The organism is Actinomadura sp. NPDC023710 (assembly GCF_040639875.1).
GTDB classification, from domain to species: domain Bacteria; phylum Actinomycetota; class Actinomycetes; order Streptosporangiales; family Streptosporangiaceae; genus Spirillospora; species Spirillospora citrea.
The window spans coordinates 21,230-46,585 of the sequence record NZ_JBFAGB010000030.1 but is presented as its reverse complement, the minus strand read 5'-3'; the positions used below and the strand labels follow the sequence as shown (position 1 = coordinate 46,585).

The following is a 25,356-nucleotide window of genomic DNA, read 5'->3' as shown; positions in this document are numbered from 1 at the left end:
CAGATTCCTGCTTCGCTCGAATCTGCCTTCGGACGCGATCGCAAGCGGGTGGCGCCATCGCCGGCTGAGCTTCACACGCTGTGTTGAGCAGCGGGCCGCGGCCCTGGCCTGCTGATTCGAGGTGCACCGGACCCCTCCGCGGATCTCTCGCGGAGGGGTCTCGGCGTTGGCGCGGAAGCCGGACTGTCGGTGGGCGGGGTCAGAATGGGCGCGTGAGGATCGCGGTCGCGGCCGGGGACGGGCGTGGGGGAGCGCTGCGGGTGGTCGCCGAGGACGGGGCGCCCGCGGGGGGCGTCGAGGACGTTGCCGACCTGGTCTCCGCGATCGCCGCGCGGGAGCGTGACTTCGCGCCGCGCTGGGTGTGGCCGTCCACCGCGCGGCTCTATCCCCGGCTGCTGGAGGCGGGCGTGCGGGTGTCGCGCTGCCATGACCTCGAACTGGTCGAGAGCCTGCTGCTCGGCCATGCCGGACGGTACGGGGAGCCGCGCTCGGTCCGGGCGGCCTGGGCGCGGCTGCGCGGCGAGCCCGTCCCGGAAGATCGGCCGCCGCCCCGGGAGGACGCGGCCCAGCCCTCGCTGTTCGACGACGACGCCGGGCGGGAGGAGTCCGCCGACGACCTCGGCCAGATCGTCGCGGTGCACGCCGAGCAGCAGCGCGCCGCCGCCGGGCTCGGCGGGTTCGCGCTGCTCGCGGCGGCGGAGTCGGCCGGGTCGCTGGTGGCCGCCGAGATGGCGCACGACGGACTGCCCTGGTCGGCGGCCGAGCACGACGCGCTGCTCACCGAGATGCTCGGGCCGCGCCCGACGGGCGGCCTGCGGCCCCGCAGGCTGCAGGACCTCGCCGACCGCATCAGCGCGGCGTTCGGGCCGCGCGTGCACGTCAACCCCGACTCCCCCGCGCAGATCATCCGGGCCTTCGCCTCGGCGGGGCTGCCGATCCCGTCCACCCGGGCGCACGTCCTCAGACAGCTCGACCACCCCGCCGTCCCCCTGCTGCTGGAGTACAAGGAGCTGGCGCGGCTGCACGCCGCGCACGGCTGGACGTGGCTCGACACGTGGGTGAGCGGCGGCCGGTTCCGTCCCGAGTACGTCGTCGGCGGCGTGGTGTCCGGGCGGTGGGCGACGAGCGGCGGCGGGGCCCTGCAGATCCCGCGCGTGCTGCGCAAGGCCGTCGTCGCCGACCCCGGATGGGCCCTGGTCGTCGCCGACGCGGCGCAGCTCGAACCCCGGGTGCTGGCGGCGCTCGCCGGCGACCGCGCGTTCTCGGAGGCCGCCGCGCACGGCGACCTCTACGCCGCCCTGTCCGACGCCTTCCGCGACGACGCCGACGGAGGGCGGACCGCCCGCGACAAGGCCAAGATCGCCTTGCTGTCCGCCATGTACGGGGGAGGGACGGCGGACGCGGTGCAGCTCCTCGCCGTCCTGAAGAGCCGGTTCCCGCAGGCGTTCGAGTACGTGGAGGCCGCGGCGCGGGAGGGGGAGCGCGGAGGGCTCGTGCGGTCCCGCCTCGGGCGCACGTGCCCGCCGCCCTCGGCCGGATGGCGCGAGCTGACGTCGGCGGGCGACGACGACGCCGCCCCGGGGCCCCGGGGCGGCACGGCGGCCCAGGCGCTGCGGGGGCGGGGCCGCTTCACCCGCAACTTCGTCGTCCAGGCCACCGCCGCCGACTGGGCGCTCGCGCTCCTGGCCTCCCTGCGCCGCCGCCTCACCGCGCTCGGCCCGCCCCGCCTGGTGTTCTTCCAGCACGACGAGGTCATCGTGCACAGCCCCGCCGGCCTGGCCGGGGAGGTCGCCGGCGCGGTGCGCGACGCGGCGCTGGAGGCGCGCGGGCTGCTGTTCGGCGACACCCCGGTCGTCTTCCCGATGGAGATCGCGGTCGTCGACCGCTACGCCGACGCCAAGTGATCGGCCAGCGCGCGGATCGTGTTGGCCGCGGCGAACGCGTGGCCCCGGGCGTTGAGGTGCAGCCCGTCGGCGCAGTAGATGCCCGGATCGGCGGCGAGCGGATGCCCGCGGGGGTTGTCGACGTGGCAGGCGCCGTGCTCGCCCGCCACGTCGGCGGTGAGCGCGGCCAGCTGCCGCGTCCGCGCCGAGATGACCTCCCGGTAGCGGGACGGGCCGAGCCCGGCGGCGGTGATGTCCAGCAACCCGATCGTGACGACGTCGGCGCCGGCCGCGCGGAACGCCGCGACCATCGCGGCCAGCTCGCGGCGCACGCCGTCCGCGTCGAAGTCCGGGCGGAGCATGTCGTTGCCCCCGGCCACCACGAACGCCAGGTCGGGCCGGAACTCCAGGGCCGGCCCGAGCTGCTCGGCCGCGACCTGCGCGGCGACGAGGTCGCGCCGTCCGAGGTTCAGCGCGGTGAACCCGGGCGCCGCCCCCAGCGCCTCCTCGACGCGGTCGGTCCAGGACAGGTCGCGGTAGCCGGGGACGGGCTCGCGGACGCCCTCGGCGATGCTGTCGCCGATCGTCACCATGCGGGTCCACGGCGCGCCGGCCAGCAGCGCGGCGGCCTCCGCGGCGGCCAGCACGGACGGGTCCGTCCATTCCGACGGGATCGTCTCGGTCATGGTCCCTCCCTCAGATCTTCGCCGGGCGGACGGCGAGGAACAGGCCGGCGGCGGCCGTACCCGCGGCGGCGATCGTGCAGAACAGGTACACGGAGGCGTAGTCGCCGAGCGCGGCCCGCTCCGGCAGCAGCGCGGCGAGGACGGCGATGCCGAGCGCGCCGCCGAGCTGCCGCGCCGTGGTGTTGAGCCCGGTGGCGCCGGCGAACCGCAGCGGCCCGGCCGACAGGGCGGCGGCCGTGGCGGTGCCGGTGCTGAGCATCCCCACCCCTGTCCCGAGCAGGAGCCCGACGGGGAGCCAGAACGTCAGGAAGTGCGGTTCGGCGGGAAGGGACGCGACCGCCCAGACCCCGGAGGCGGCCACGATCAGCGCGCCGCCCGTCACGGCCGGGCGGACGCCGGTGCGGGCGGTGAGCCGTCCCGTCACGACCGCCGCCGCGGTGGCCGTGAACGCGCCGGGCGTCGAGGCGAACCCCGCCTTCAGGATCGAGTAGTGCCACTGGCCCGTCAGGAAGAGCACGCCGACGAGCAGCCATGCGTACAGCGCCGTCCCGTACAGGAACGAGGCGGCGTTCGCGACGGCGAACCGGCGGTTGCGCCACAGCGAGATCTCCAACGCGGGCACGGGGTGCCGCGCCGACCGCCACAGCGCCAGGCCGGCCAGGACGACGCCGCCGGCCAGCAGCGCGGGCGTCCGGGCGTCCGTCCATCCCCAGTCCTGGCTCTGCGTCACACCGAGCGCGACGCCGCCCACGCCGGCGCCGAGCAGCACCGTCCCGGCGAGGTCGGGCAGCCGTCCCGCGCCGCCCTCGGCCCGGGGCAGGCGCCGCCCGCCGAGCAGCATCGCCAGCCCGATCGGGAGGTTGATGAGGAACAGGGACCGCCAGCCGGACAGGTCGACCAGCACCCCGCCGAGGCCGGGGCCGATCGCGGCGGCGAACGCGCCCGCCGCGCTCCACAGCCCGATGCTGCGGGCGCGCCGCTCGGGGGGCGTGTCGTGCAGCAGCAGCGCCAGGGACGCGGGGATCAGCGCCGCCGCGGCGGCGCCCTGCACGGCGCGCGTCGCCAGCAGGACGGGCAGGTTCGGCGCGATCGCGCACGCCAGCGACGCCAGCGTGAACAGCCCGGTGCCCCCCAGGTACAGCGACCGGCGCCCGACCAGGTCGGCGACGCGGCCGGCGGGGGCGAGCAGCGCCGCGAACAGCACCGCGTACAGGGTGATCACCCAGGTCAGGCCGGACAGCGTGCTGCCGGGGAAATCGACGTGCAGGTCGGGGACGGCCAGGTTGGCGACGGTGGCGTCGAGCATGGCCAGGAACGTCGCGCCGGCGGCGAGCCAGGGCACGTCCCGCCGCACGGCGGGCGCCCGCGGTGGGGCCGGGCCGGCCCCGGTCGTCTCGGTCGTGGTGGTCATCGGCGGACCTCTCCAGAAAAATAAACGAACGGTCGTACACTCTTCTGTCGAGGCGGCCCCCGTCAAGGGGTTCGGCCCATTGACTTTGAACGAACGGTCGTGCAGATTTGCAGGTGTGAGCACCGACGGACGGCTTCTCAAGGGTGAGCAGACGCGCAGCACGATCCTCGGCCGCGCCGTCGACATCGCCTCGGCGGAGGGCCTGGAGGGCCTGTCGATCGGCCGGCTCGCGACCGAGCTGCGGATCAGCAAGAGCGGCGTGTTCACCCACTTCGGCTCCAAGGAGGAGCTCCAACTGGCGACGGTCCGCAGGGCGGCCGAGGTGTTCCGCCTGCACGTGGTCGAGCCCGCGCTCGCCGCCCCCGAGGGGATCGGCCGCGTCCGCGCGCTCCTGGACGCCTGGCAGCGCTACCAGCGCGAGCCCGTCTTCCCCGGCGGATGCTTCTTCCACTCCACGATGGCCGAGTTCGACGCCCGCCCCGGACGCGTCCGCGACGCGATCGCCGCGTCACAGCGCGACTGGCGCGCCTTCTTGGAGCACTGCATCCGCGAGGCGCGCGACCTCGGCGAGATCCAGGCCGCGACCGACGTCGCCCAGCTCGCCTTCGAGCTGGAGGCCCTCTGCCGCACGGGCGCCGCGCACGCCCTGCTCCACGACGACCCGTCCCTCTACGAGCGCGCCGCCCACGCCATGAGCACGCGGCTGGCCGCCGTCACCACCGCCTGAGCCGGGGGCCTCCAACCGCGCGGAAGACGTGCCGCGCGAAAGACGAAGGCGCGGCGAGGCGACCGCCCCGCCGCGCCCGTCATCGCGCGCCCACCCGCCTCGCCGTCAGCTCGCCGCCGAGTAGGAGGGGCGGGAGTTCAGGGCCTCGACGTCGGAGAACGAGGTCTGCCGGTACGCGCCGCTGATCGTGTTCAGCTCGTCGGGCGTCAGCACGTCCTCGATCGAGTCGAAACCGTCCGGCGCCCGCTGGCTGACCGTGTGCAGGACGTGGTCGGCCGGCATGTCCCGGCAGGCCCGGACGATGGCGTTGACCGTCTCGCGGCGCGCCTTGTCGTAGGCGAGCAGCCCGTCGGCCGGGTCGCCGGAGGCGGCCAGCTCGTGCGCCAGGACGCGGGCGTCGAGGATGGCCTGGGAGCCGCCGTTGGACCCGATCGGGTACATCGGGTGGGCGGCGTCGCCGAGCAGCGTCACGCGGCCGAACGTCCAGCGGTCGACGGGGTCCCGGTCGACCATCGGATACTCCAGGATCTCCGCCGCCTCGGACATCAGCGCGGGGAAGTCGAGCCAGTCGTACTTCCAGTCCGCGAAGTAGGGGAGCACGTCCTCCAGACGGCCCGCCTTGTTCCAGTCGGGGTCCCAGTCCAGCCGGTCGTCGGCGAGCCTGACCTCGGCGGCCCAGTTGAGCAGCGCCTTGCCCCGGCGCTCCGTGCGCATGGAGATCGGATAGACGACGATCTTCGACGTGGCGTTGCTGCCCATGACGACCATGGTCCGCCCGGTCAGGATGGGGTCGGCCTCGGTGATCCCGCGCCACAGCCTGATGCCGTTCCACAGCGGTGCCGGCTCGTCCGGGTACAGCTGCGCGCGGACGGTGGAGTGCAGGCCGTCCGCGCCGATCAGCGCGTCGGCCGTCACCGTCTCGGCGGTGCCCGACGCCCGGTCGAGCAGGCGTGCCCGCACCTGCGTCCCGTCCTGCTCGAAGCCCTCGAAGAGGGTCCCGGTGCGGACGGCGTCCTGGCCGAGCCGCGCGCGGACGGCGTCGAGCAGCATCATCTGCAGCTCGCCGCGGTGGATCGAGTACTGCGGCCAGTGGTAGCCGAGCGCGCGCCCGCGCGGCTCCGCCCAGATCCGGCCGCCGTGCCGGTCGAAGTGCACCATCTCGCCCGTCGGGATGCCGGTCTCGGCCAGCTCGTCGGTGAATCCCAGCTCGGTGAGCTCCCGGACGGCGTGCGGCAGCAGATTGATGCCGACGCCGAGCGGCAGCAGCCGGTTGGCGGAATCGACGACGAGGGCCTCGACCCCGGCCTCGTGCAGGCTCAGCGCGGTGGTGAGCCCGCCGATGCCCGCCCCCACGATGAGTACGCGCATGAATCACCCTCCGTTGGTCTCGGGCGACCGGGCCCAGGCGGCCCGCCCGCACCGGTCTCGTTCGTGTCGCCGCACGTGGCGGCAGTTCTGCTCCGGGTCACCCGGTCCCCGCGGGCGCCGCGCCGGGCACCTTCGCGCCACCGCGGACCAGCCGCCCGACCTCGGCCCGAAGCCGGACGAACTCGGGGGTCCCCCGGGTCTCGATCTGGTCGCGTGCCGAGGGCAGATCGACCGGCAGGTCGGCGTGGACGCGGGCGGGCGAGCGGTTCAGCACGACCACACGGTCACCGACGTAGACGCTCTCGTCGATGTCGTGCGTGACGAGCAGGATCGTCATCTTCCGGGTCCGGTGCATCTGCAGGACGAGGTCCTCCAGGTCCTCCCGGGTCTGCGCGTCCACCGACCCGAACGGCTCGTCCATGAGCAGCAGCGACGGGCGGTAGGCGAGAGCCCGCGCGATCGACACGCGCTGCTGCATGCCCCCCGACAGCTGCCACGGGTACTTGCGCCCGGCGTCCGCGAGACCCACGGACTCCAGAGACTCCTGCGCCGCGGCGCGCCGCTCCGAGCGGCCCTTTCCGCGCCGCCGCAGCGGCAGCGCCACGTTGTCGCGGACGGTCAGCCAGGGGAACAGCGACCGGCTGTAGTCCTGGAACACCACGGCGAGGTCGCCGGGCACGCCGTCGATCGGCCTGCCGTCCAGGGTGAGGGTTCCGGCGGTCGGGCGGATCAGCCCGCCGATGCAGCGCAGCAGGGTGGACTTGCCGCAGCCGGACGGGCCGACGATGCTGAGCAGCTGGCCGTCCGGGACGGTGAGGTCGAGCCCGTCGATGGCCCGGTGGCCGTCGCCGTAGGAATGGCTGAGGCCGGTTATCTGGAGCACCGCGGCCCCCTTTGCTGTGTGTATGTCGTCAGGGTCGGCATAGGGGTCATCGTCAGCTCGCAAGCCTCTTCGCGCCAGTGTGCCAGGACAGCAGGCGCCGCTCCAGGAGCATGAACACCGCGTTGAACAGGAGGCCGAGCAGGCCCAGCATGACGATCCCGGCCCACATCCGGGGCAGTTCGAACGAGCGCTGGGCGCCGATGAGCTCGGAGCCGATGCCCGCGGTGCTGCCGAACAGCTCTGAGATGACCATGAGGATCAGCGCGAACGACAGCGCCACCCGCAGCCCCGCGAAGATCTTGGGGGACGCCGCGGGGAGCGTGACGGTCAGCAGCCTGCGGAGCCGGCCGACGCCGAACACCCGGGCCGTCTCCAGTTGCAGGGGATCCACGGTGCGGACGCCGTCGCAGGTGTTGAGCAGCACCGGCCACACCACGCCGAACGCGATCGTGACGACCTGCATGGTCGTGCCGAGCTGGAACACGATGATGAAGAACGGCACCAGGGTGGGCGGAGGTATCGCGCGCAGGAACTCCAGCACCGGGTTGAGCAGGTCGTACAGGACCCGCGACCGGCCGATCGCCGCACCCGCCAGGACACCGGCGGCGCCCGCGAGCGCCCATCCGACGAACAGGTGGGTGAGGCTGGTGGAGAAGTCGTCCACCGCCTTGTCCGTGAGGAACACGTGGGAGGCGGGTCCGGAGAACCACAGCTCGTGCAGCGCGTCGATGATCTTCGTGGGCGGGGGGAAGTAGGTCTCGTCCACCGCGCGCGTGACCAGTTCCCACAGCACGACGACGGCGGCGACGAGCCAGACCCGCTCGACGACCCCGCGCAGCGCTCCGAGCGCCCTCATGCGATCCCCTCCACGCGGGCGGTGTTCCAGCGGAACGCGATCCGCTCCAGCCCGAAGAGGGCGGTGTTGGCCAGCAGCCCCAGCACTCCGGCCCAGCAGGCGCCGGCCAGCAGCAGGTCGGTCCGGCCGCCTCCGGACTGGGTGTCGCCGAGGTAGATCCCCACCCCGTTGATCCCGCCCGCCAGGAGCTCGGTGCTGATCACCACGACGAGGGCGACGGAGGCGGCGATCCGGATGCCGGTGGCGATGAACGGCGAGGCGCTCGGCAGGGAGACGCGCCACAGCACCGACAGCGTCCCGAAGCCGAAGCTGCGCAGGCTCTCCTTGGCGACCGGGTCGACGTCGCGGAGCGCGTACAGGGTGTTGATGAGGATCGGCCACAGGCAGGCGTAGAAGATCAAGGACATCTTCATCTGCGTGGGGTCGGCGAACAGGATGATGGCGAGCGGGATCAGCGCGACCGAGGGAATGGGGCGCAGCATTTCGACGAGCGCGCGGGAGGCGGTGCCGAGCACCGGCACCGAGCCGAGCAGCACGCCCAGCGGCACCGCCACGAGCACCGCCAGCGCGAGCCCGCCGAACCATGCCGTCAGCGTGGCCCCGACGTCGGCGAGGAACTCCCCGTCGACGGCCAGTTTCCCGGCCTCCCGCAGAACGGTCGACGCCGGGGGCAGGGCGGTCGCGTCGACGAGGCCGGCACGGCTCACGACCTCGACGACGGCGACCAGCCCGGCGACCCCGGCGGCGCCGAGAAGGATACGGCGGTGCCTCATTAAGCGGACGTCGCCATGTAGGACTTGACGTCGAGAGGCTTGTCCAGGTAGCCGAACTGCTGCATCAGGTCGGCCACGCGCTGGAGGCGGGTGGCGTTCAGCGTGGTCGGCCACGTGCCGAAGCTCATGGTGGAGGCGACCTTGGCGTCGATCCCCTTGGCGTAGGTCGGCAGGACCTCCTGGACGAGCTTGCGGTCGGCGGCCATGCCCTGCGCCTTCAGCAGCGCGCGCTGGAAGGCGGCGACCGTCTTGGGGTTCTCCTTGGCGAACTTCTCGGTGGTGGCGAAGCCCGCGATCGGGAAGTCCGCGGTCGGCCCGCTGGACAGGTCGGCGACCATGCGGGCGCCCATCGACTGCTGCATCTGGGTGCCGAAGGGCTCGATCGCCTGGACGGCCTCGACGCTCTTGGACTTCAGGGCCTGCTCCATGGCGGGCGGGGGGACCTCGACGAAGTTCTTGTCCTCGTCGAACTCGACGCTCTGGGGCTTGCCGGCGGCGCGCACCAGCAGCGTGGCGACGTTGCGCTTGGTGTTGACGGCGATCTTCTTGCCGGCCAGGTCCTTGATCGTGTGATACGGGGAGTCCTTGCGCACCATCAGCGTGTGCGTCTTCGGGGCGCTCTGCATGCCCTCGACGACGATCTTGGGCTTGAAGCCCGGGTCCTTGGACCCCGCGGTGAGCAGGGAGACGTAGTTGCTGATGCTGAAGTCCAGCCGTCCGCTCTTCAGGAGCGGGATGCCCGCGGCCCCACCCGGGATGACCTGGGTCTTGACAGTCAGGCCCTCGGCCTTGAACAGTCCCTTGGAGATGGCGAGCTGGACGGGCGCGGTGTCGGCGACGGTCATGTTGCCGAGCGTGATCTCGGACTTCTCCAGACCGTTGGCCGACTTCTTCTCAGAGGAGCCGCAGGCCGCGGCGGAGAGTGCCAGAGCGATCGCGAGCGCGCCGGTGACGGCTGTACGGCGGTGGGAAGCAGGCATGGGCAAGGCTCCATTTTGCGGGGGGAAGCACGTTGAACCTGATCTTTCAAACGAGGCGGGAGCGTAGCGCACTGTGGGTGTGGCTTGGGTGAGATGAGAGGATTATGTGCAATTATGTGAACATGAGCTAACAGTCTGTGACATTGGCATCTCCTGCATCACAAGTCCAGACTTATGTGATCATTCGGGTTGGCCATGATGGTGGCTCTGTGTTGCAATATCTCGCGCTCGCCCCCAGTGGCGTGGGTGAGCGATGCGACCCGAATCCCGTTCAGGCCACTGTACGCCGCGAGCGATCGACCCCATTGAGAGGTAGCGGAGGGCAGTGCGGAAAGCAGAAGGGGCCGAGATGGTCCCGCAATCCCCCCAGCCAGGCCCGTCTGCCAGGGACGACGCCCCGAGGCGAGGCTCCCAGCGCGGGCGGTACAAGCTGCGCAACTGGCGAGTGCGCACGCGTCTGTTCGCCCTCATTGCGGTGCCCACGATCGTGGCCGCACTCTTTGCGGGTTACCGGGTTTCGGTGTCGTTGGACAACGCCGAGGCCTATAGCCGGACCGGCCAGTTGGCTACGCTCGGTAATCACCTGACCGCGCTCGCGCACGATGTGGAGGCCGAGCGCGACGCGATGGCGGAACGGGCGGCGGGCGGCGGGCGCGCCGCCGGCGCCGAGGCCCTCGCCGCGCGGCAGGAGGCGGTGGACGCCGACGCCCGCAAGGTGCGCGCCGCCGCCGCGGACGTCGAGACGTACTCCTCCAGCCTGCGGCTGGCGGTCGGCAACGTCCTCAACCGTGTGGACGACCTGCCCGCGCTGCGCACGGCGGCCGTGCGCCTCGGGCCCGGGGTGATCATCGACAAGTACACCGAGTTCGTCGACGACTTCACCTCCTTCCATGTTCTGGTCTCCCAGGACGCCCCGACGGCCGAGCTCGCGCAGAGCGCGCTGGCGCTGGCCGACCTGGCGAACGCCAAGGACGCCGCGTCCCGCGAGCGGGCCCTGCTCTCCTCCGCGCTCTGGGAGGGGCGGTTCGAGCCGCTCGACCGCGCCGCGGTCGACGACGCCCGTGCGGACATGGACACCAGCATCAACGCCTTCCGCAGCTCGGCGACGCCGGCCCAGCTGCGGCTGTTCGAGGACACCGTCACCGGCCCCGAGCTGGACCGCGCGGAGGTCACGCGGCTGCAGACGCTGGCCGTCGCCGACTCCTCCCGGCAACTGCAGGTCAGGCTCGGCGTCCGCACGGCCCGGTCCTGGACGTCGGACTCGACCGCGCGGGTCGACAGGCTGCGGACGGTCGAGAAGAGCATCGCCGCCGACCTCGCCGCCAAGGCGGACGACGCCCGGTCCGGCGCGCAGACGGCGGCGATCCGGGACGGCGTGCTGCTGTTCCTCGTCCTCGCGGTCGTCCTGGCGACCCTGATCGTGATGGCCCGCTCGCTGGTGCGGCCGCTGCGCCGGCTGCAGTCTGGCGCCCTGGACGTGGCCAACGCGCGGCTGCCCGGCCTGGTCGACCGGCTGCGCGACCCCGAGGCCGCCGCGGGCGGCATCGAGGTCAAGCCGATCGAGATCGACTCCACCGACGAGATCGGCCAGGTCGCGCGGGCGTTCGACGAGGTCCACCGGGAGGCGGTCCGGCTGGCCGCCGACGAGGCCGTGCTGCGCGGCAACATCAACGCGATGTTCGTCAACCTCTCCCGCCGCAGCCAGTCCCTGATCGAGCGGCAGCTGCGGCTGATCGAGGAGCTGGAGCAGAGCGAGCGCGACGAGGAGCAGCTCGGCAACCTGTTCCGGCTGGACCACCTGGCCACCCGCATGCGTCGCAACTGCGAGAACCTCCTCGTCCTCGGCGGCCAGGAGCAGGTGCGCCGGTGGAACCAGCCCGTCCCGCTGATCGACGTCGTCCGCGCGTCGCTGTCCGAGGTTGAGCAGTACGAGCGCGTCGCGCTGCGGGTTCAGGGCGACATGACGGTCGTCGGCCCCGTCGTCAACGACCTCGTCCACCTGCTGGCCGAGCTGGTGGAGAACGCCACCGTGTTCTCCTCCGAGAACACCAAGGTGACGGTGTCGGGGCAGATGCTGAGCGGCGGCGGCTGCATGCTGCAGATCACCGACAACGGCGTCGGCATGTCGCCCGAGGAGCTGGAGCAGGCCAACTGGCGGCTGGCGAACCCGCCCGTCATCGACTTCTCCGCGGCCCGCCGCATGGGCCTGTTCGTGGTCGGCCGCCTGGCCGTCCGGCACGGGATCCGCGTCGAGCTGCGGGCCGCCCAGGGCGGCGGCCTCACCGCGTTCGTGGTCCTGCCCGACGCGGTGGTCACGCCGGGCGAGTCCGGCGGCATCGGCAGCCGCCCCGGCCTCGCCCCGCGCGAGGCGGGCTCCCACGGCCAGCTCGCCGCGCTCACCACCACCGCCGCCGAGCCGCCCGCGGGCGGGTTCCGGCAGGACGACTACGGTCCCGCCCCCACCATGGGCGGCGGCACCGGACCGCATTCCATGACGGGCGGCACGGGCGCGCACCCCATGGTCGGCGGCACCGGGCCGCTGCGTCCGATCCGCGGCGCCACCGGCCCGCAGCCGAACATCGCCGAGACCGGGCCCATCCCGGCCCCGGGCGCGCACGACCCCTACGGCACCGGTGCGCAGCCCGCGGTCCCGCCCGCCGAGCGGCGCCCCTCGCGGGACCGGCGCGCTCCGGCGCACGACCCCTACGGGACCGGTGAGCGGCAGCCGCCGCGCAGGCCGGGGGAGCTGCCGGTCCGGGAGCCGGGCACGCATCTGCAGGGCCGCCCCTCCGACGGCGGCTCCTCGAACGGGCTCTTCCAGCCGCGAAGCGAGCGCCCGCAGGAGGTGGAGGACGCCGGCGGCAACGGCGCCTACCGGCCGGGCGGGAGGACGGGGCCGCAGTCGGTCGTCCCGGAGGCGCAGCCGGTGGTGCCCGAGTCCGGCGGCGGGCGGCACATCCCGTGGGAGACCGGGCCGCTGGAGCAGGTCGGCCCGAACCTCGGTCAGGCGTCCGGCCCCTACGGTGAAGACGTCCCGCCCGTGTCCGCTCCCCACGTGCCGGAGGGCCCCATCCCCGAGCCACCACCCGTTCCCCAGCCGGCCGTGCGGGCCGCGGCGGCCGCACAGCCGGAGCCGAAGGCCCCGCCGCGGCCGCCCGAGCGCTCGCCCATCTTCGACGCGATGCAGTCGGAGTGGTTCATGCGCAGGTCGGGCGGCGGGTCCGGCGAGGCCCCGTCCAAGGGCTGGGAGTCCCCGGCGGACGCGGGGTTCCGCGCGGCCGAGGCGGCCCGAGAGCCGGTGGCGACGAGTCGCACCAACGTCGGACTGCCCAAGCGGGTGCCCGGCAAGAACCGCATCCCCGGGGCGGTCGGCCGCGGGGCGCAGGACGCGCCCCAGACGCCGGCGGGCCCGCCGCAGGGCCGCCCGGCGCCCGGCGGGACCGGTCAGGGACAGCCCGCCCAGGGGCCGCAGGCGCCGACGCAGGGCATGCCGGTCATCGGCCAGCAGGCGCCCGGGCAGCCGCAGGGACAGCAGGCGCAGGGCCACGGCCAGTCGGCCGACGTTGTACGCAACCGCTTCGCGAGCCTGCAGCGCGGCGTCCACCGCGGACGCCACGAGGCTCGTGGTGCAGGCACTTCAGGTGAGGTGCCGTCACAGGGTGACGGCGAGACAGGAGGCACCCGGTGAGCGGGCAGGATCTCAACTGGTTGGTGACGAACTTCGCGGACCGTGTCGCGAAGGTCGCGCACGCCGTCGTGGTCTCCTCGGATGGATTGCCGATGGCCTACTCCGCGGGCTTCCCGCCCGAGCGGGCGGACCAGCTTTCGGCGATCGCCTCGGGGCTGATGAGCCTGACCCAGGGCGCGGCGAAGATCTTCGACGCCGGCGGGGTGAACCAGACCGTCGTGGAGATGGACCGCGGGCTGCTGTTCGTCATGTCCATCACGAACGGATCGGTGTTCGCGGTGCTGGCCGCGCCCGACTGCGACCTCGGGCTGGTGGCCTACGAGATGACGCTCCTGGTGGAGCGGGTGGGACGGGTGCTGACGCCCGCTCTGCGCGCCCAGGAGCAGCCGCCGTACTCGGGGCCTTCCGTGACCGAGATGGGCGCCGGGCCCGCCCGCTACTGACCGTGACTGACTCTGACGGAGGTCGGCGACATGGATCGAGGCAGTCCCTTCGGGGGCGGTCCCGGAGGCGGCGGCCGCTGGCCGGGTGACCAGGGGCGGGTCCCCGTGCAGGGCCGACCCCCCGAGCGGGACGACAACGATGGCAGCTCGCTCGTGCGCCCGTACGCGGTCACCGGCGGGCGCACCAGGCCGCGCTACGACCTGGCCATCGAGGCGCTGGTCACCGCCGCGCCCTACCCGCCGCGGGACGTGGCCGTGCTGACCCCGGAGTACCGGGCGATCATGGATCTGTGCCGGTCGGCCCGCTCGGTCGCCGAGGTGTCCGCGCTGCTGCGCCTGCCGCTCGGGGTCGCGCGGGTCCTAGTGGCTGACATGGCCGTCGAGGGACTGCTACGGCTGCACCAGTCGCAGTCCCCCACCACCGCCGGCGGACAGCCGGACCTCCGCTTGCTAGAAAGGGTGCTCAGTGGCCTTCGGAAGCTCTGACCAGGTCCCGGGGCCGCACGGCGGGGAGACCGAGCTGACCTCGGTCAAGATCGTCGTCGGTGGCGGCTTCGGCGTCGGCAAGACCACCTTCGTCGGCTCCGTCTCGGAGATCATGCCGCTCACCACCGAGGCGGTGATGACCGCGGCCAGCGCCGACGTGGACGACCTGTCGGCCGTCCCGGACAAGACGACCACCACGGTCGCGATGGACTTCGGCCGCGTGTCGCTGGACAGCGAGCTGATCCTCTACCTGTTCGGCACGCCCGGGCAGCACCGCTTCTGGTTCATGTGGGACGACCTGGTCCGCGGCGCGATCGGCGCCGTCGTGCTGGTCGACACCCGCCGGCTGGAGGACTGCTTCGCCGCGGTGGACTACTTCGAGGAGCTCGGTCTGCCGTTCGTGGTGGGCGTCAACGGGTTCCACGGCGAGTTCCAGTACGCCGTGGACGACATCCGCGACGCCCTGTCGATCAGCGCGCACGTGCCGATCGTGCAGTGCGACGCGCGGAGCCGCGAGTCCACCAAGCAGGTGCTGATCATGCTGGTCAAGCACGCGATGACGGTGCACGCCGCCGGAGCGCACGCCTCCGCCCCCGCGCCGGGCGCGCCCGGCGGGCAGCTCGGCACCACGTCCCCGAGCTGGACCTGAGCCGCGGCGCACGGGGGCGCGGCCCGGTCCGGCCCCCGGCTACGGTCGCGTAGGTCGTGTGCACGATGCATGATGGTTCGTCGTGATCGAGCATGAATCCGCGGTGGGGGTTGCGATGAGCGAAGTGGAGAAGATCGGAACGTTCGTTGCCATCGGCGACAGTTTCACCGAGGGCCTGAACGACCCCTACCCCGGCGAGACCGACGTCTTCCGGGGCTGGGCGGACCGGCTCGCCGAGCACCTCGCCGTGCTGAACCCGGGCCTGCGCTACGCCAACCTCGCCGTCCGCGGGAAGCTCGTGCGGCAGATCGTGGACGACCAGGTGCCGATCGCCGTCGGCCTCTCGCCCGACCTGGTCACGCTGTGCGCGGGCGGCAACGACATGATCCGTCCCGGCGCGGACCCCGACGCGGCCGCGGTCGTGTTCGACGACGCGGTCCGGCGGCTGCGCGCCACCGGCTCCCGCGTGGTGGTCTTCACCGGGTTCGATCCGCGCGGGCTGCGCTCCGGCGGCCGCATCCGGGGCAAGGCCGCCACCTACAACATGCACCTGCGCGCGATCGCCGACCACCGCGGCTGCTCGGTGGTGGACCTGTGGCCGCTGCGCGCCTTCCACGACCCGCGCGCCTGGTACGAGGACCGCCTGCACCTGTCGCCCGAGGGGCACCGGCGCATGGCGCTCTACGTCGCCGGGGCGGTGGGCATCCCGGTCGAGGGCGACTGGCGCGAGCCCTGGCCGCCCCTGGACCGTGCCGACTGGCTCACGATGAGGCGCGAGGACGTCCACTGGGCCCGGGCCTACCTCCTGCCGTGGATCGGCCGCCGGGCCACGGGCCGCTCCTCCGGCGACGGCCGCGGGCCGAAGCGCCCCACCCCCCTCCCGCTCTAGGGCGGGGCCGCTCGCGCCGGCCGTGCCCGCCCTAGGCGCGGTCGGGCTCGGTCGCCAGCGCCTCCTGAAGGGTCCGCTTGACGGGGATGCGCCGGTGCAGCCCCGTGATCTCCAGGGCGCGGCGGACGATGGGCCGGGGGCCGGCGAGGACGAGGCTGCCGCCCGCCGCGGTGGCGGCCTTGTAGCAGGCGACGATGACCGAGAGGCCGCCCGAGTCCATGAACTCCAGGTCGGTGAGGTCCAGCACGAGGTGGTCGCCGTGCTCGCGGCGGGCCTCGTTCAGGTGGACGCGCAGCTCCTCCGAGCCCGCGACGTCGAGTTCTCCGCACAGCCTGAGGACGGCGCGTCCGCCGTCGGGCCGTGTGGTGACTTCCAAAGGTGACACGGGGGGTTCCCCTCTTGTGTGTTGCTTTGGCCGGAATCGTCCGGCGAATAGTTTCCGTTCGACAACTATCGCGGACGCCGGGCCGCCTGCCAACCCACGGCAACGGGGGTGTGCGTGATCGTGACGCGCCGTAAGGTGCTTGTCGGATGTGATTGCCTCGACGATCCGCTGCGTAGGAGACGACCCCAGGTGAGTTCCCCCCGGCTGCCAGACCATCTCGAAGTGCTGCTCACTGAGGAGCCGGTGCTCGACGTGTACGCGTACGGTCCCTGGCGCGTGCCTGACGGTCTGTACGAGGAGATGCGCGAGCGCGCGGTCGCCTACAACACCGACCAGCGCGCCATCGTGCTGACGCGGCAGCTCAGCGACTTCTACGGGAGCGACACCAGCGCGGCGGGGGCCGAGCAGTGGTCGCTGCTGACGTTCCTGCTGGGCGCGTCGGCGGTGCGCGGCGGGTCGCGCGGCGACGTGGACTACGAGCTGCTGTCGGCGTTCCTGGCGACGCCCGAGTCGGCCGTCCGGGACCCGGTGGCGTGGTTCACCCAGGGCGGGCGGTGGCGCCCGCCGGGCCTGTGGCTGCCCGAGCCGGCCGGGGACGACCGGGAGCGGCGCGCGGTGATGTTTGAGCTGGCGCGCGCCGGGCTGGACGTCTTCGAGGGCCTGGAACCGCTGGAGCGGCGCCGGCGGGCGGTGATGGACCTGTTCGACCGGCGCGCCGCCGACCCGGCGCTGCGCGAGGCGGACATGACCGTCCCCAACCGGCAGCTGGAGGACCTCTGGGTGTCCGGCCTGACCGAGGAGGAGCTGGCCGTCCTGCCCGAACTGGCCGGGCCGGTGGGCTACCTGGGCTGGGTGTGCGAGGGGCTGGACGCCGCGCACGAGGGGCTGGCGGGGGCCGTCGCCGACTCCGGCGAGCCCGACGTGGCGCTGGCGCGGCTGCTGCTGGCGGCCGACGCCGCGGTCGTCCCGGCCGAACTGGCGGTCGTGCTGGGCACCGCCCGCTACGAGAACGTGGAGGAGCGGTTCCGCGCGGCGCGGGAGGGCTTCGCCGCCGAGGCGTGGCAGCACGACGTGCGGGCGTGGCTGGCGCGGGGCCTGGTCGCGGGCGAGGCGGACGCGGCCCGCGCCTGGCTCGACATGGCGGTGCGGTTCACCGGCGCGGTGCAGGGCCTGCCGGAGGCGCCGGTCAGTCCGCGCTGCCGGGTGCCGGTGCGCCCCTTCCAGGCCGACCTGCGGCGGCTGTTCACCGTCCGGCGGGTCTTCAACACCCTGAAGTTCGGTTCCGGCGAGGACGGTCCGCGGACCGCGGCCGAGCGGGCCGAGCCCGGTGAGGAGAGCGGGCCGCCGCTGGTCGGGCAGCCGGAGCTGTCGCGGGCGCTGCAGGACGCGGTGGCGGCGCGGCTGGCCGGGCAGCGGCCGGTCCGGCTGCTCGTCGCCGGCCCGGAGGGCACCGGCAAGGGCACCGCCGCCGAGATCGTCGAGGGCGCGCTCGGCGAGGGCGGCGCCGTCCGCGAGGCGCTCTGGATCTCCGACCAGGTCTTCGCCTCGCTCGGCGTGAGCGACGCCGTCCTGTGGCTGCAGGCCCGCGTCCGCGACTGCCTGGAGGGCCGCATGCTCCTGGTCGTGGACGACCTGGAGAAGCTCGCCGCCCACGAGCGGTGCGGCGCCGCCGCCGCCGAGGAACTGCGGCGGCTCATGGCGCGCTCGCCGTCCCTCAACGTCGTCGCCCTGTGCCGCCCCGGCGGCGACCGGCGGCTCTTCGACGCCAACCCCGCGCTGGTCCGGGCGTTCGACGTCGCGCGCACCCGCGACTTCGCCGAGGACGACTTCGCCGAGCTGTTCACCCTGGCCGTCGCGCGGCGCGGCGCGCGCGCCGGGGCGGAGGTCGCCGCGGACGCCGGCGCCATGCTCCGCCGCACCCCGCCGATGCTGAACCTGCGCGGCGCCCGGCTGGTGGAGCACATGGCGGGCCAGGCCGTCGCCGCGGCGGACCGGCGGGCCCGGGAGGACGGGACGGACGCCGAACCCCTGGAGGTGACGGCCGCGGACCTGCCGCAGCGACTCATCGCCGGCCGTCCCGCCGAGTCCGACCCGCTCGCCGAGCTGGCCGCCTGCGTCGGCATCGAGCCCGTCAAGCGGGAGGTCGACGCGCTGATCGCCGAGGCCAAGGCCGCCCGCCTGCGCCGCGAGGCGGGCATGACCGCGCGGACCCGGTTGCGGCACCTGGTCTTCACCGGCAACACCGGCACCGGCAAGGGCAAGGTCGCGCGGATCCTCGGCCGGATCTACGCCGACCTCGGCGTGCTGTCGTCCGGCCACCTGGTCGAGGTGGAGCGCGCCGACCTGCTCGGCGAGTACGCCAGCGAGAGCGTCCTGCGCGTCCGCCGGGCGGTGGAGCAGGCCCACGGCGGCGTCCTGGTCGTCCGCGACGCGCACGCCCTGGTGTCGGCGGCCGCCGACGCGGCGCGCGGCCGCGAGGTGCTGGACGTGCTGCTGACGAGCGTCCAGGCGCACACCGAGGACCTCGTCGTGGTGCTGACGGGTCCGGCGGCGGAGATGAACGGGCTGCTGAAGGCCCACCCCGACCTCGCCGCCGCCTTCCCCCGCACGCTCCGCTTCCCCGACCTCACCGACGAGGAACTGGTGGAGGTGTTCACCGCCAAGGCCGCCGACTCGGGGTTCGAGCTGGCCCCCGGCGTCCTGGACAAGGTGCGCGCGCTCGTCGAGGCGGCGCCGCGCGAGCGCGGGGTCGGCAACGTCCGCATCATGACGAACCTGCTCGAACGGGCCGTCTCGATGCAGGGGCGCCGCGTCCTGGCCGACGGGATCGTCGACGAGGACGAGTCCCTCGACGTGATCCTGCCGGAGGACGTCCCCGACACCCTCACCCGCGGCCGCGACGACGTCCCCGGCGACCCGCTCGCGGAGGTCGAGCGGCTGATCGGCCTGGCCGACATCAAGCGGGAGGTCGCCGCGCTGGTCGCCGAGGTCCGCGCCGAGCAGCTGCGGCGCGAGGCCAAGGTGTCCCCGGCGCCCCCGGCCCGGCACATGGTGTTCGCCGGCAGCCCGGGCACGGCCAAGACGACGATCGCGCGGCTGATCGCCGCCGTGTTCGCCCGGCTCGGCCTGCTGTCGTCCGGGCACCTGGTGGAGGTCACCCGCGCCGACCTCGTCGCCGAGTTCATCGGGCAGACCGCGCCGCGCGTGCGGGACGCGGTCGGCCGCGCCCTCGGCGGCGTGCTGTTCGTGGACGAGGCGTACACGCTGGCGTCCGGCGGCGGCGACCGGCGCGACTTCGGCCACGAGGCGATCGCCGAGCTGCTGCGGCTGATGGAGGAGCACCGCGGCGACCTGGTGGTCATCGTCGCCGGCTACGACGCCGAGATGGAGCGCTTCCTGGACGCCAACCCCGGGCTGAAGTCGCGGTTCCCGAAGCGGCTGCGGTTCCCCGACTACTCCGACGACGAACTCGTCACGATCTTCGAGTTCATGGCGGCGGAGGACGGGTTCGCGCTCGCGCCCGGCATCCTGGAGGAGCTGCGCCGCCTCGTCGCGGCCCAGCCGCGCGGCTCCTCGTTCGGCAACGCCCGGCTCGTCCGCAACCTGCTGGAGGCGGCGATCTCCCGGCAGGCGCAGCGCATCACCGCCAAGGAGGACGCGGCGGCCGGCGAGATCGACGCGGCCGAGGTCGCGCTGCTGCGCCCCGAGGACCTTCCCGAGGCCCCGCCCCGCGAGGACGAGGGAGGCTACGGCCTCTACATCTAGCCGGGCCTCTTCCACCTAGGCGGCTCCGTAGGCGGCCGCCTGGAGGGAGTACAGGTCGGCGTAGAGGCCGTCCAGGGCCATCAGCGCGGCGTGGTCGCCCTCCTCGGTGACCTCGCCGCGCTCCAGCACGTAGATGCGGTCGGCGTAGCGGACGCCGGCGAGCCGGTGGGTGATGAGCAGGACGGTCCGGCCGTCGGCGTGCGTGCGGATCCGCTCGGACAGCTGGTGCTCTGCGCGGGCGTCCAGCGCGGCCGTGGGCTCGTCGCAGATCAGCAGCGGCGCGTCCCGGTAGAACCCGCGGGCGGCGCCGGAACGGCCGGCGAACCCTGAACCACCAGGAGGTAAGCCCTGGTGCACCCATGCGCCGCCCTCCGCGCGTACTACCGTCCAGGGGCGGTGTGCGCCTTTAGGGGGATGGTGTCCGCTTCTTTTCTCACAGAGCGCGGTGATTTGTTGGTGTGGACAATCATGCGCCGGACGGACGCGCGGCACGCCCGGGTTGTCTAGGGTCTACGGCATGACCGACGGCTGGCCGCAGGGCCGGACACGCAAGGAGGGCGACCGCGTGGGGCGCAGCAGGGAGAACTCCGCACGCGCGGAGCACCACCACGCCGCCTACGGGCGGGACACCTACGGGGACCCGTACGACGACCCGTACGCCGGCGACCAGCTCGCCGGGGGGCGGGTCGACGAGGGCGGCGGCCCCCGCGGCGGGGCGCCCTACCGGCGGCGGCGCCGCAGGCGCTGGCCGCGGGTGCTCGGCGCTCTCGTCGCCGTGCTCCTGGTGGTCGTCGTCGGCGGCTACTTCTACCTGGACTCCCGGCTGAAGCGCGAGTCGGTCCTCGTGGACTACGCGGGCCGGGTCGCCGACACGCCGGGGACGAACTGGCTGGTCGTCGGGTCCGACAGCCGCGAGGGGCTGTCGAAGGACGACCAGAAGCGCCTCGCGACCGGGTTCGCCTCCGGGCGCCGCACCGACTCGATGATGCTGCTGCACTACGGCTCCGGGGGGACGTCCCTCATCAGCCTGCCGCGCGACTCCTACCTCCCGATCCCCGGGCACGGCTCGAACAAGCTGAACGCGGCCTTCGCCTTCGGCGGGCCCAAGCTGCTCGTGCAGACCGTGGAGAAGGCCACCGGGCTCCACATCGACCACTACGCCGAGATCGGCTTCGGCGGCTTCGTGGGCGTGGTGGACGCCGTGGGCGGCGTCGACATCTGCGTCAAGGAGAACATCAAGGACCGCAAGGCGGGCCTGAACCTCAAGGCCGGATGCCAGACGCTGGACGGCGGCCAGGCGCTCGGCTACGTCCGGACCCGCGCCTACGCCCGCGCCGACCTCGAACGCGTGGAGCACCAGCGGCAGTTCTTCGGCGCGCTGATGAAGAAGGCCACGAGCCCGGGCACGATGCTCAACCCGTTCCGCGGTGTCCCGCTGGCCATGAACGCCACCAGCAACTTCCTGGTGGACGACGGCGACCACCTGTACGACCTGGCCCGCATGATGTGGGCGATGAAGGGCGTCAGCGGCGGGAACGGCGTCACGACCACCGTCCCGATCGGGGGCGCCGGAAGCTCGGCCTCCGCCGGGTCCTACATCACCTGGGACAGGTCCAAGGCGGCCACGCTCTTCGGCGCGCTGAAGCAGGACCAGGAGATCCCCTCGAACGTCATCACGAAGTGACGGACCGGCCCGGAGCCTCGCCCCGCGCGAGGCGACGGGCCGGATGCTCGATTAGAGTCGGGCCATGTCCGAACAGACGCCGGACGGCGGGAATCTGGACGAGCTGACGTCCAAGGAGCTGTACGAGCGAGCGATGGGTCTCGCCAAGGAGCGGTACGACGTCGGCTTCCTGTGGGATCTGCTGCGAGCGATCCCGGCCGCGGCGGCGGCCACGGGGGACGTCGACCGCGCCGAGTTCGACCTCGTCCACGGCCTGTCGCTGCTGGAGGAGTTCACGCACGCGGGGGAGGGCGAGATGGCCGACGCCCTCCGGCCCTTCTACATCGACTACCTCCACCGGCACGCCAAGGGGACCTGACCTGCTCTTTGTCCCCCCTTGATCTCTCTTCGGCCACCCTGGGGAATCACTGAGAGTAAGTGATCGACCGCAGAGGGTGGTTGAAGTGAACAAGAAGCACATGAAGATCGCCGCCATCGCCTTCACGGCGTGGTACGTCATCAGCAGGCCCGAGGGGGCGGCGCATCTCGTCAACGGCGCCCTGAGCGGGCTCGGCAACGCCGCCGAGTCGTTGTCGCAGTTCATGAGCGCCATCCCGAACTGACCGACGGTTCCCGGGCCCCGTTCCCCGCCGGCTCGGGGCTTCTCTTCGCGACGCCACCAAGCAGTTGCCCGCGCGTCACAGTAAAATCGCGCTTTGCGGGCAGACGCGGCTGGGCACAATGGGATCGGGTCGATTGTGTCGCGCGCTACGAACAGGGACGGCGTTACGGATGAAGAAGAACCTCCGCTATGTGGCGATCGCCTTCGTCATCTTCTACTTGCTGAGCTCACCGACGGATGCGGCAGGAGTGGTCAACAACGCCTTCGACGAGCTGGGGAACGCGGGCAACCAGCTCGCGGCCTTCGTGAACGCCTTGGGCAAGTGACCGGCGCCCTGGGCGCGTGAGGGCGGTCGGCGGCGGGAACCACCCGTCCGCCGGCGGCGTCAACGGCGAGGACGGGGCCGATCCGCGGAGCGATCTCCTAGGATCGGCCGCATGTCTGTCTTCGACGTAGAGATCGAGGGCCTGCGCGGCGGGCCCGCGGACCTCGAGCAGTACCGGGGCAAGGCCGTACTGGTCGTCAATGTCGCCTCCAAGTGCGGCCTCACCCCGCAGTACTCCGGCCTGGAGCGGCTGCAGGAGACGTACGCCGGGCGGGGCTTCACCGTCCTCGGCGTCCCCTGCAACCAGTTCATGGGGCAGGAGCCCGGCAGTTCCGAGGAGATCGCCGAGTTCTGCTCGGCGACCTACGGGGTCACGTTCCCGATGACCGAGAAGGTCGAGGTCAACGGTGACGGCCGGCACCCGCTGTACCGGGAGCTCGTCGGCGTCCCCGACGCCGAGGGCCACACCGGCGACATCCGGTGGAACTTCGAGAAGTTCCTGATCGCCCCGGACGGCGCCGTCGCGGCCCGCTTCGCACCCCAGACCGAGCCGGAGTCCGCCGAGGTCGTCACCGCCATCGAGAAGACCGTTCCCGCCTGACCGGGGACGCGCCCTCCGGACGGGGGACGCGCCCCCCGGGCGGGGGGCGCGTTCGCCCGGGTGTGAATCGCGCCACATCGTGCGGACGTTGCCTCGTATTCGAGGGCGCGTCTAACTTGTGGGATTCGCGATATGACGTGGAGGTGCCCCATGGGCGGATGGACGGCCGGCGACATCCCCGATCTGCGCGGGCGGCGGGCGATCGTCACCGGGGCCAACAGCGGCATCGGCTACCACACCGCGCTCCAGCTCGCCCGGCACGGTGCGTCCGTCGTGCTGGCCTGCCGCAGCGCCGAACGCGGCGGGGCCGCCATGGAGCGGATGAGGGCCGCCGCGCCGCAGGCCGACCTCGCCCTGGACTCCCTGGACCTCGCCGACCTGGCGTCCGTGCGGGAGTTCGCGGCCCGGCACGGCGAGGCGCCCCTCGACATCCTGGTCAACAACGCCGGGGTCATGGCGATCCCGCGCCGCTCCACCGCCGACGGCTTCGAGATGCAGTTCGGCACCAACCATCTCGGCCACTTCGCGCTCACCGGCCTCCTGCTGCCCGCGCTGCGCGCCGCCCCGTCCGCCCGGGTCGTCACCGTCACCTCGGGCTTCGCCTGGACGGGACGTATCGCCTTCGACGACCTGCAAGGCGAGCGCCGGTACCGCAAGTGGACCGCCTACGGCCAGGCCAAGCTGGCCAACCTGGTCTTCGCCAAGGAACTGGACCGGCGCGTCTCCGAGGTGACCAGCGTCGCCGCCCACCCCGGCTACGCCGCGACGAACCTGCAGCAGACGGGGCCGCGCATGCAGGGCAACACGCTCATGGAGAAGGCCACGGGGTTGGGCAACGCGGTGATGGCGCAGTCCGCCGCCGCGGGTGCGCTGCCGTCCCTCTACGCCGCGACGGCGCCGGACGTGCGGGGCGGCGCCTGCTACGGCCCCCGCCTGTTGCAGTACCGCGGGTCCCCGGCGAAGGTCGTCACGCCCCGGCACGCGGACCGTCCCGGCCTGGGCGAGCGCCTTTGGGAGGTGTCCGAGGCCCTCACGGGCGTCACGTACGCCGGCGCGGCCGCCTAGCGCAGCCCGCGGACCGCCTGGGCGAGCGTGGCGGCCACGACGGTCTCGGCGCCGGACGGGTCGCGCTGCGCGATCACGGCGGCGGCGTCGACCAGTCCCTGGATCAGCCGGGCGCGCAGCGCGGGCTCGGGGACGCCGGCCTCCTCCAGCGCCGCGGCGAGCGGGCGCAGCAGCTGCGCGTGACCGGTGCGGATCCGGTCGAGCGCGGGCTGGGCGAGGGCGTGCTCGACGAGCGCGACGGCGGCGGCGTGGCGCCCGTCCGTCATGACCTCCAGCTGGGCCCTGATGTAGGCCTCGACCTTGCCGTCCAGGTCGGCCGGGCCGCTCAGCGCGTCCTCGACGACCGCCGCCCAGCGGGGCAGTTCCTCCTCGACGACGGCCGCGACCAGGTCGTCCTTCGACCGGAAGTACTCGTACAGGCTCGGCCGCGACAGGCCGACCCGCCGGGCCAGCGCGGCGAGCGACAGCGCGTCGATGCCCTCCTGCGCGACCAGGTCCCGCGCGGCGTCCAGCAGGGTCCGCAGCTGGCGCGCGCGGTGCTCGGCGACGGTGGCCTCACTGATCTTCGGCACGCGCCCATTCTAGGTTTGCCGACCCGCTGTCGGTATGTGCGCCGGCGACAGGCGCGTGGTCGGCAGGTCACGGCCCCCGGTCGATGTCCCAGTCCAGGGTGGCGGGCACGGACCCTTCGAGGGTGAGCAGCCAGCGCTTGACCTCGACGCCGGAGCCGCCGCTGTAGCCGCCGAGCCCGTTCGAGGCGACGACGCGGTGGCAGGGGACGATCAGAGGGATCGGATTGCCGCCCATGACCTGGCCGATGACCTGGGCGTGAACGCCGGTGCTGCTGCGCTCTCCGAGGTCGCCGTAGGTGAGGACCTGTCCGTAGGGGACGGTCTCGTACAGCGTCGACAGCACCTGCCGCTGGACGTCGGACGTGAGCCGCCAGTCGATGGGCAGCTCGAAGTGCTTCAGGTCGCCGGTGAAGTAGTCCCGCAGGGCCGCCAGGGCGGGGGCCAGGCGGGCGGGGGCGTCCACGACGGGCAGCCCCGCCGCCTTGGCGGTGCGGGCACGCGCGGCCGGGGTGTCGTGGAAGTGCAGCGAGACGACCCCCGTCTCGGTCTCGCCGACGAGCAGGCGGCCGAGCACGGTGTCGACCGTGCCGAACGCCAGGGTCTCGGTCATCGTTCAGCGCTCCTTCCGCGCTCAGC

At 73.2% G+C, this 25,356-nt stretch carries 24 protein-coding genes and 1 pseudogene; 14 read left to right on the top strand and 11 right to left on the bottom strand.

Features of this window, described 5'->3' with window-relative positions; genetic code table 11:
* Window positions 1-212 precede the first annotated feature (212 nt).
* Complete coding sequence (locus AB0H37_RS30370; RefSeq protein ID WP_360616512.1) at window positions 213-1,904, top strand: bifunctional 3'-5' exonuclease/DNA polymerase; 1,692 nt, start codon at window positions 213-215, stop codon at window positions 1,902-1,904.
* Here the strand turns inward: AB0H37_RS30370 and AB0H37_RS30365 are convergent.
* Both AB0H37_RS30365 and AB0H37_RS30360 read right to left on the bottom strand, forming a co-directional pair.
* Entirely contained in the window at window positions 1,886-2,569 is a 684-nt protein-coding gene (locus tag AB0H37_RS30365) for an SGNH/GDSL hydrolase family protein (protein ID WP_360616511.1), read from the bottom strand. The genes AB0H37_RS30370 and AB0H37_RS30365 overlap by 19 nt on opposite strands.
* A gap of 10 nt (window positions 2,570-2,579) precedes the next feature.
* Window positions 2,580-3,980 carry an MFS transporter gene (locus tag AB0H37_RS30360; RefSeq protein WP_360616510.1) on the bottom strand — a complete coding sequence of 467 codons (1,401 nt, stop codon included), beginning with the start codon at window positions 3,978-3,980 and terminating at the stop codon, window positions 2,580-2,582.
* 115 nt (window positions 3,981-4,095) lie between these two features.
* Here AB0H37_RS30360 and AB0H37_RS30355 point away from each other — a divergent pair, with 115 nt between their 5' ends.
* Complete coding sequence (locus AB0H37_RS30355) at window positions 4,096-4,707, top strand: TetR/AcrR family transcriptional regulator (RefSeq protein WP_329088306.1); 612 nt, start codon at window positions 4,096-4,098, stop codon at window positions 4,705-4,707.
* Between the two features lie 105 nt (window positions 4,708-4,812).
* Here the strand turns inward: AB0H37_RS30355 and AB0H37_RS30350 are convergent, their stop codons facing one another.
* From AB0H37_RS30350 to AB0H37_RS30330, 5 genes are all read right to left on the bottom strand, one after another.
* Window positions 4,813-6,075, bottom strand: coding sequence for a flavin-dependent oxidoreductase (locus tag AB0H37_RS30350; protein ID WP_329088308.1), 1,263 nt, complete (start codon window positions 6,073-6,075; stop codon window positions 4,813-4,815).
* 97 nt (window positions 6,076-6,172) lie between these two features.
* Window positions 6,173-6,958 carry an ABC transporter ATP-binding protein gene (locus AB0H37_RS30345; protein ID WP_360616509.1) on the bottom strand — a complete coding sequence of 262 codons (786 nt, stop codon included), beginning with the start codon at window positions 6,956-6,958 and terminating at the stop codon, window positions 6,173-6,175.
* A gap of 52 nt (window positions 6,959-7,010) precedes the next feature.
* Window positions 7,011-7,814, bottom strand: a complete 804-nt coding sequence (locus AB0H37_RS30340) for an ABC transporter permease (RefSeq protein WP_329088312.1) — start codon at window positions 7,812-7,814, stop codon at window positions 7,011-7,013.
* On the bottom strand, window positions 7,811-8,587 hold the full coding sequence (locus tag AB0H37_RS30335; protein WP_179836167.1) for an ABC transporter permease: 777 nt from the start codon (window positions 8,585-8,587) through the stop codon (window positions 7,811-7,813). The genes AB0H37_RS30340 and AB0H37_RS30335 overlap by 4 nt, the downstream gene beginning before the upstream one ends.
* On the bottom strand, window positions 8,587-9,567 hold the full coding sequence (locus tag AB0H37_RS30330; protein WP_179836166.1) for an ABC transporter substrate-binding protein: 981 nt from the start codon (window positions 9,565-9,567) through the stop codon (window positions 8,587-8,589). The genes AB0H37_RS30335 and AB0H37_RS30330 overlap by 1 nt, the downstream gene beginning before the upstream one ends.
* Before the next feature lie 520 nt (window positions 9,568-10,087).
* On the opposite strand from AB0H37_RS30330, the gene AB0H37_RS30325 reads away from it, so the two are divergent.
* From AB0H37_RS30325 to AB0H37_RS30305, 5 genes are all read left to right on the top strand, one after another.
* Window positions 10,088-13,255 carry a nitrate- and nitrite sensing domain-containing protein gene (locus AB0H37_RS30325; protein ID WP_360616508.1) on the top strand — a complete coding sequence of 1,056 codons (3,168 nt, stop codon included), beginning with the start codon at window positions 10,088-10,090 and terminating at the stop codon, window positions 13,253-13,255.
* Window positions 13,252-13,698 carry a roadblock/LC7 domain-containing protein gene (locus tag AB0H37_RS30320; RefSeq protein WP_179836164.1) on the top strand — a complete coding sequence of 149 codons (447 nt, stop codon included), beginning with the start codon at window positions 13,252-13,254 and terminating at the stop codon, window positions 13,696-13,698. Before AB0H37_RS30325 ends, AB0H37_RS30320 begins: the two co-directional genes overlap by 4 nt.
* Window positions 13,699-13,728: 30 nt before the next feature.
* Complete coding sequence (locus tag AB0H37_RS30315; protein ID WP_179836163.1) at window positions 13,729-14,184, top strand: DUF742 domain-containing protein; 456 nt, start codon at window positions 13,729-13,731, stop codon at window positions 14,182-14,184.
* Between the two features lie 34 nt (window positions 14,185-14,218).
* Entirely contained in the window at window positions 14,219-14,833 is a 615-nt protein-coding gene (locus AB0H37_RS30310; protein ID WP_179838887.1) for an ATP/GTP-binding protein, read from the top strand.
* 115 nt (window positions 14,834-14,948) lie between these two features.
* The gene (locus AB0H37_RS30305) at window positions 14,949-15,722 is read left to right on the top strand and encodes an SGNH/GDSL hydrolase family protein (RefSeq protein WP_329088322.1); all 774 of its coding nucleotides are present in this window, start codon (window positions 14,949-14,951) and stop codon (window positions 15,720-15,722) included.
* Between the two features lie 31 nt (window positions 15,723-15,753).
* Here the strand turns inward: AB0H37_RS30305 and AB0H37_RS30300 are convergent, their stop codons facing one another.
* Window positions 15,754-16,107, bottom strand: a complete 354-nt coding sequence (locus AB0H37_RS30300) for an STAS domain-containing protein (RefSeq protein WP_179836161.1) — start codon at window positions 16,105-16,107, stop codon at window positions 15,754-15,756.
* Window positions 16,108-16,329: 222 nt separating this feature from the next.
* On the opposite strand from AB0H37_RS30300, the gene AB0H37_RS30295 reads away from it, so the two are divergent.
* Window positions 16,330-19,872, top strand: a complete 3,543-nt coding sequence (locus AB0H37_RS30295) for an AAA family ATPase (protein ID WP_360616507.1) — start codon at window positions 16,330-16,332, stop codon at window positions 19,870-19,872.
* A gap of 15 nt (window positions 19,873-19,887) precedes the next feature.
* On the opposite strand, the pseudogene AB0H37_RS30290 reads toward AB0H37_RS30295, so the two are convergent.
* Window positions 19,888-20,175, bottom strand: a pseudogene (locus AB0H37_RS30290) (ABC transporter ATP-binding protein); the annotation flags it as partial.
* A 214-nt stretch (window positions 20,176-20,389) separates the two neighbouring features.
* On the opposite strand from AB0H37_RS30290, the gene AB0H37_RS30285 reads away from it, so the two are divergent.
* The 6 genes from AB0H37_RS30285 (at window position 20,390) to AB0H37_RS30260 (ending at window position 24,148) form a co-directional block, all read left to right on the top strand.
* Window positions 20,390-21,556 carry an LCP family protein gene (locus AB0H37_RS30285; protein ID WP_329088327.1) on the top strand — a complete coding sequence of 389 codons (1,167 nt, stop codon included), beginning with the start codon at window positions 20,390-20,392 and terminating at the stop codon, window positions 21,554-21,556.
* Between the two features lie 64 nt (window positions 21,557-21,620).
* Window positions 21,621-21,914 (top strand): hypothetical protein, encoded by a 294-nt coding sequence (locus AB0H37_RS30280; RefSeq protein WP_179836158.1) that lies wholly within the window; start codon window positions 21,621-21,623, stop codon window positions 21,912-21,914.
* Between the two features lie 85 nt (window positions 21,915-21,999).
* The gene (locus AB0H37_RS30275; RefSeq protein WP_179278923.1) at window positions 22,000-22,158 is read left to right on the top strand and encodes a hypothetical protein; all 159 of its coding nucleotides are present in this window, start codon (window positions 22,000-22,002) and stop codon (window positions 22,156-22,158) included.
* A gap of 169 nt (window positions 22,159-22,327) precedes the next feature.
* Window positions 22,328-22,483, top strand: a complete 156-nt coding sequence (locus AB0H37_RS30270; protein ID WP_179836157.1) for a hypothetical protein — start codon at window positions 22,328-22,330, stop codon at window positions 22,481-22,483.
* A gap of 111 nt (window positions 22,484-22,594) precedes the next feature.
* A complete protein-coding gene (locus AB0H37_RS30265) occupies window positions 22,595-23,083 on the top strand; it encodes a glutathione peroxidase (protein ID WP_179836156.1) in 489 nt (162 codons plus the stop codon).
* 150 nt (window positions 23,084-23,233) lie between these two features.
* Entirely contained in the window at window positions 23,234-24,148 is a 915-nt protein-coding gene (locus AB0H37_RS30260) for an oxidoreductase (protein ID WP_179836155.1), read from the top strand.
* Here AB0H37_RS30260 and AB0H37_RS30255 read toward each other — a convergent pair.
* Complete coding sequence (locus AB0H37_RS30255; RefSeq protein ID WP_179836154.1) at window positions 24,145-24,720, bottom strand: TetR/AcrR family transcriptional regulator; 576 nt, start codon at window positions 24,718-24,720, stop codon at window positions 24,145-24,147. The two genes, AB0H37_RS30260 and AB0H37_RS30255, sit on opposite strands and share 4 nt — an antisense overlap.
* A gap of 67 nt (window positions 24,721-24,787) precedes the next feature.
* A complete protein-coding gene (locus AB0H37_RS30250; protein WP_360616506.1) occupies window positions 24,788-25,330 on the bottom strand; it encodes a methylated-DNA--[protein]-cysteine S-methyltransferase in 543 nt (180 codons plus the stop codon).
* Window positions 25,331-25,356 lie beyond the last annotated feature (26 nt).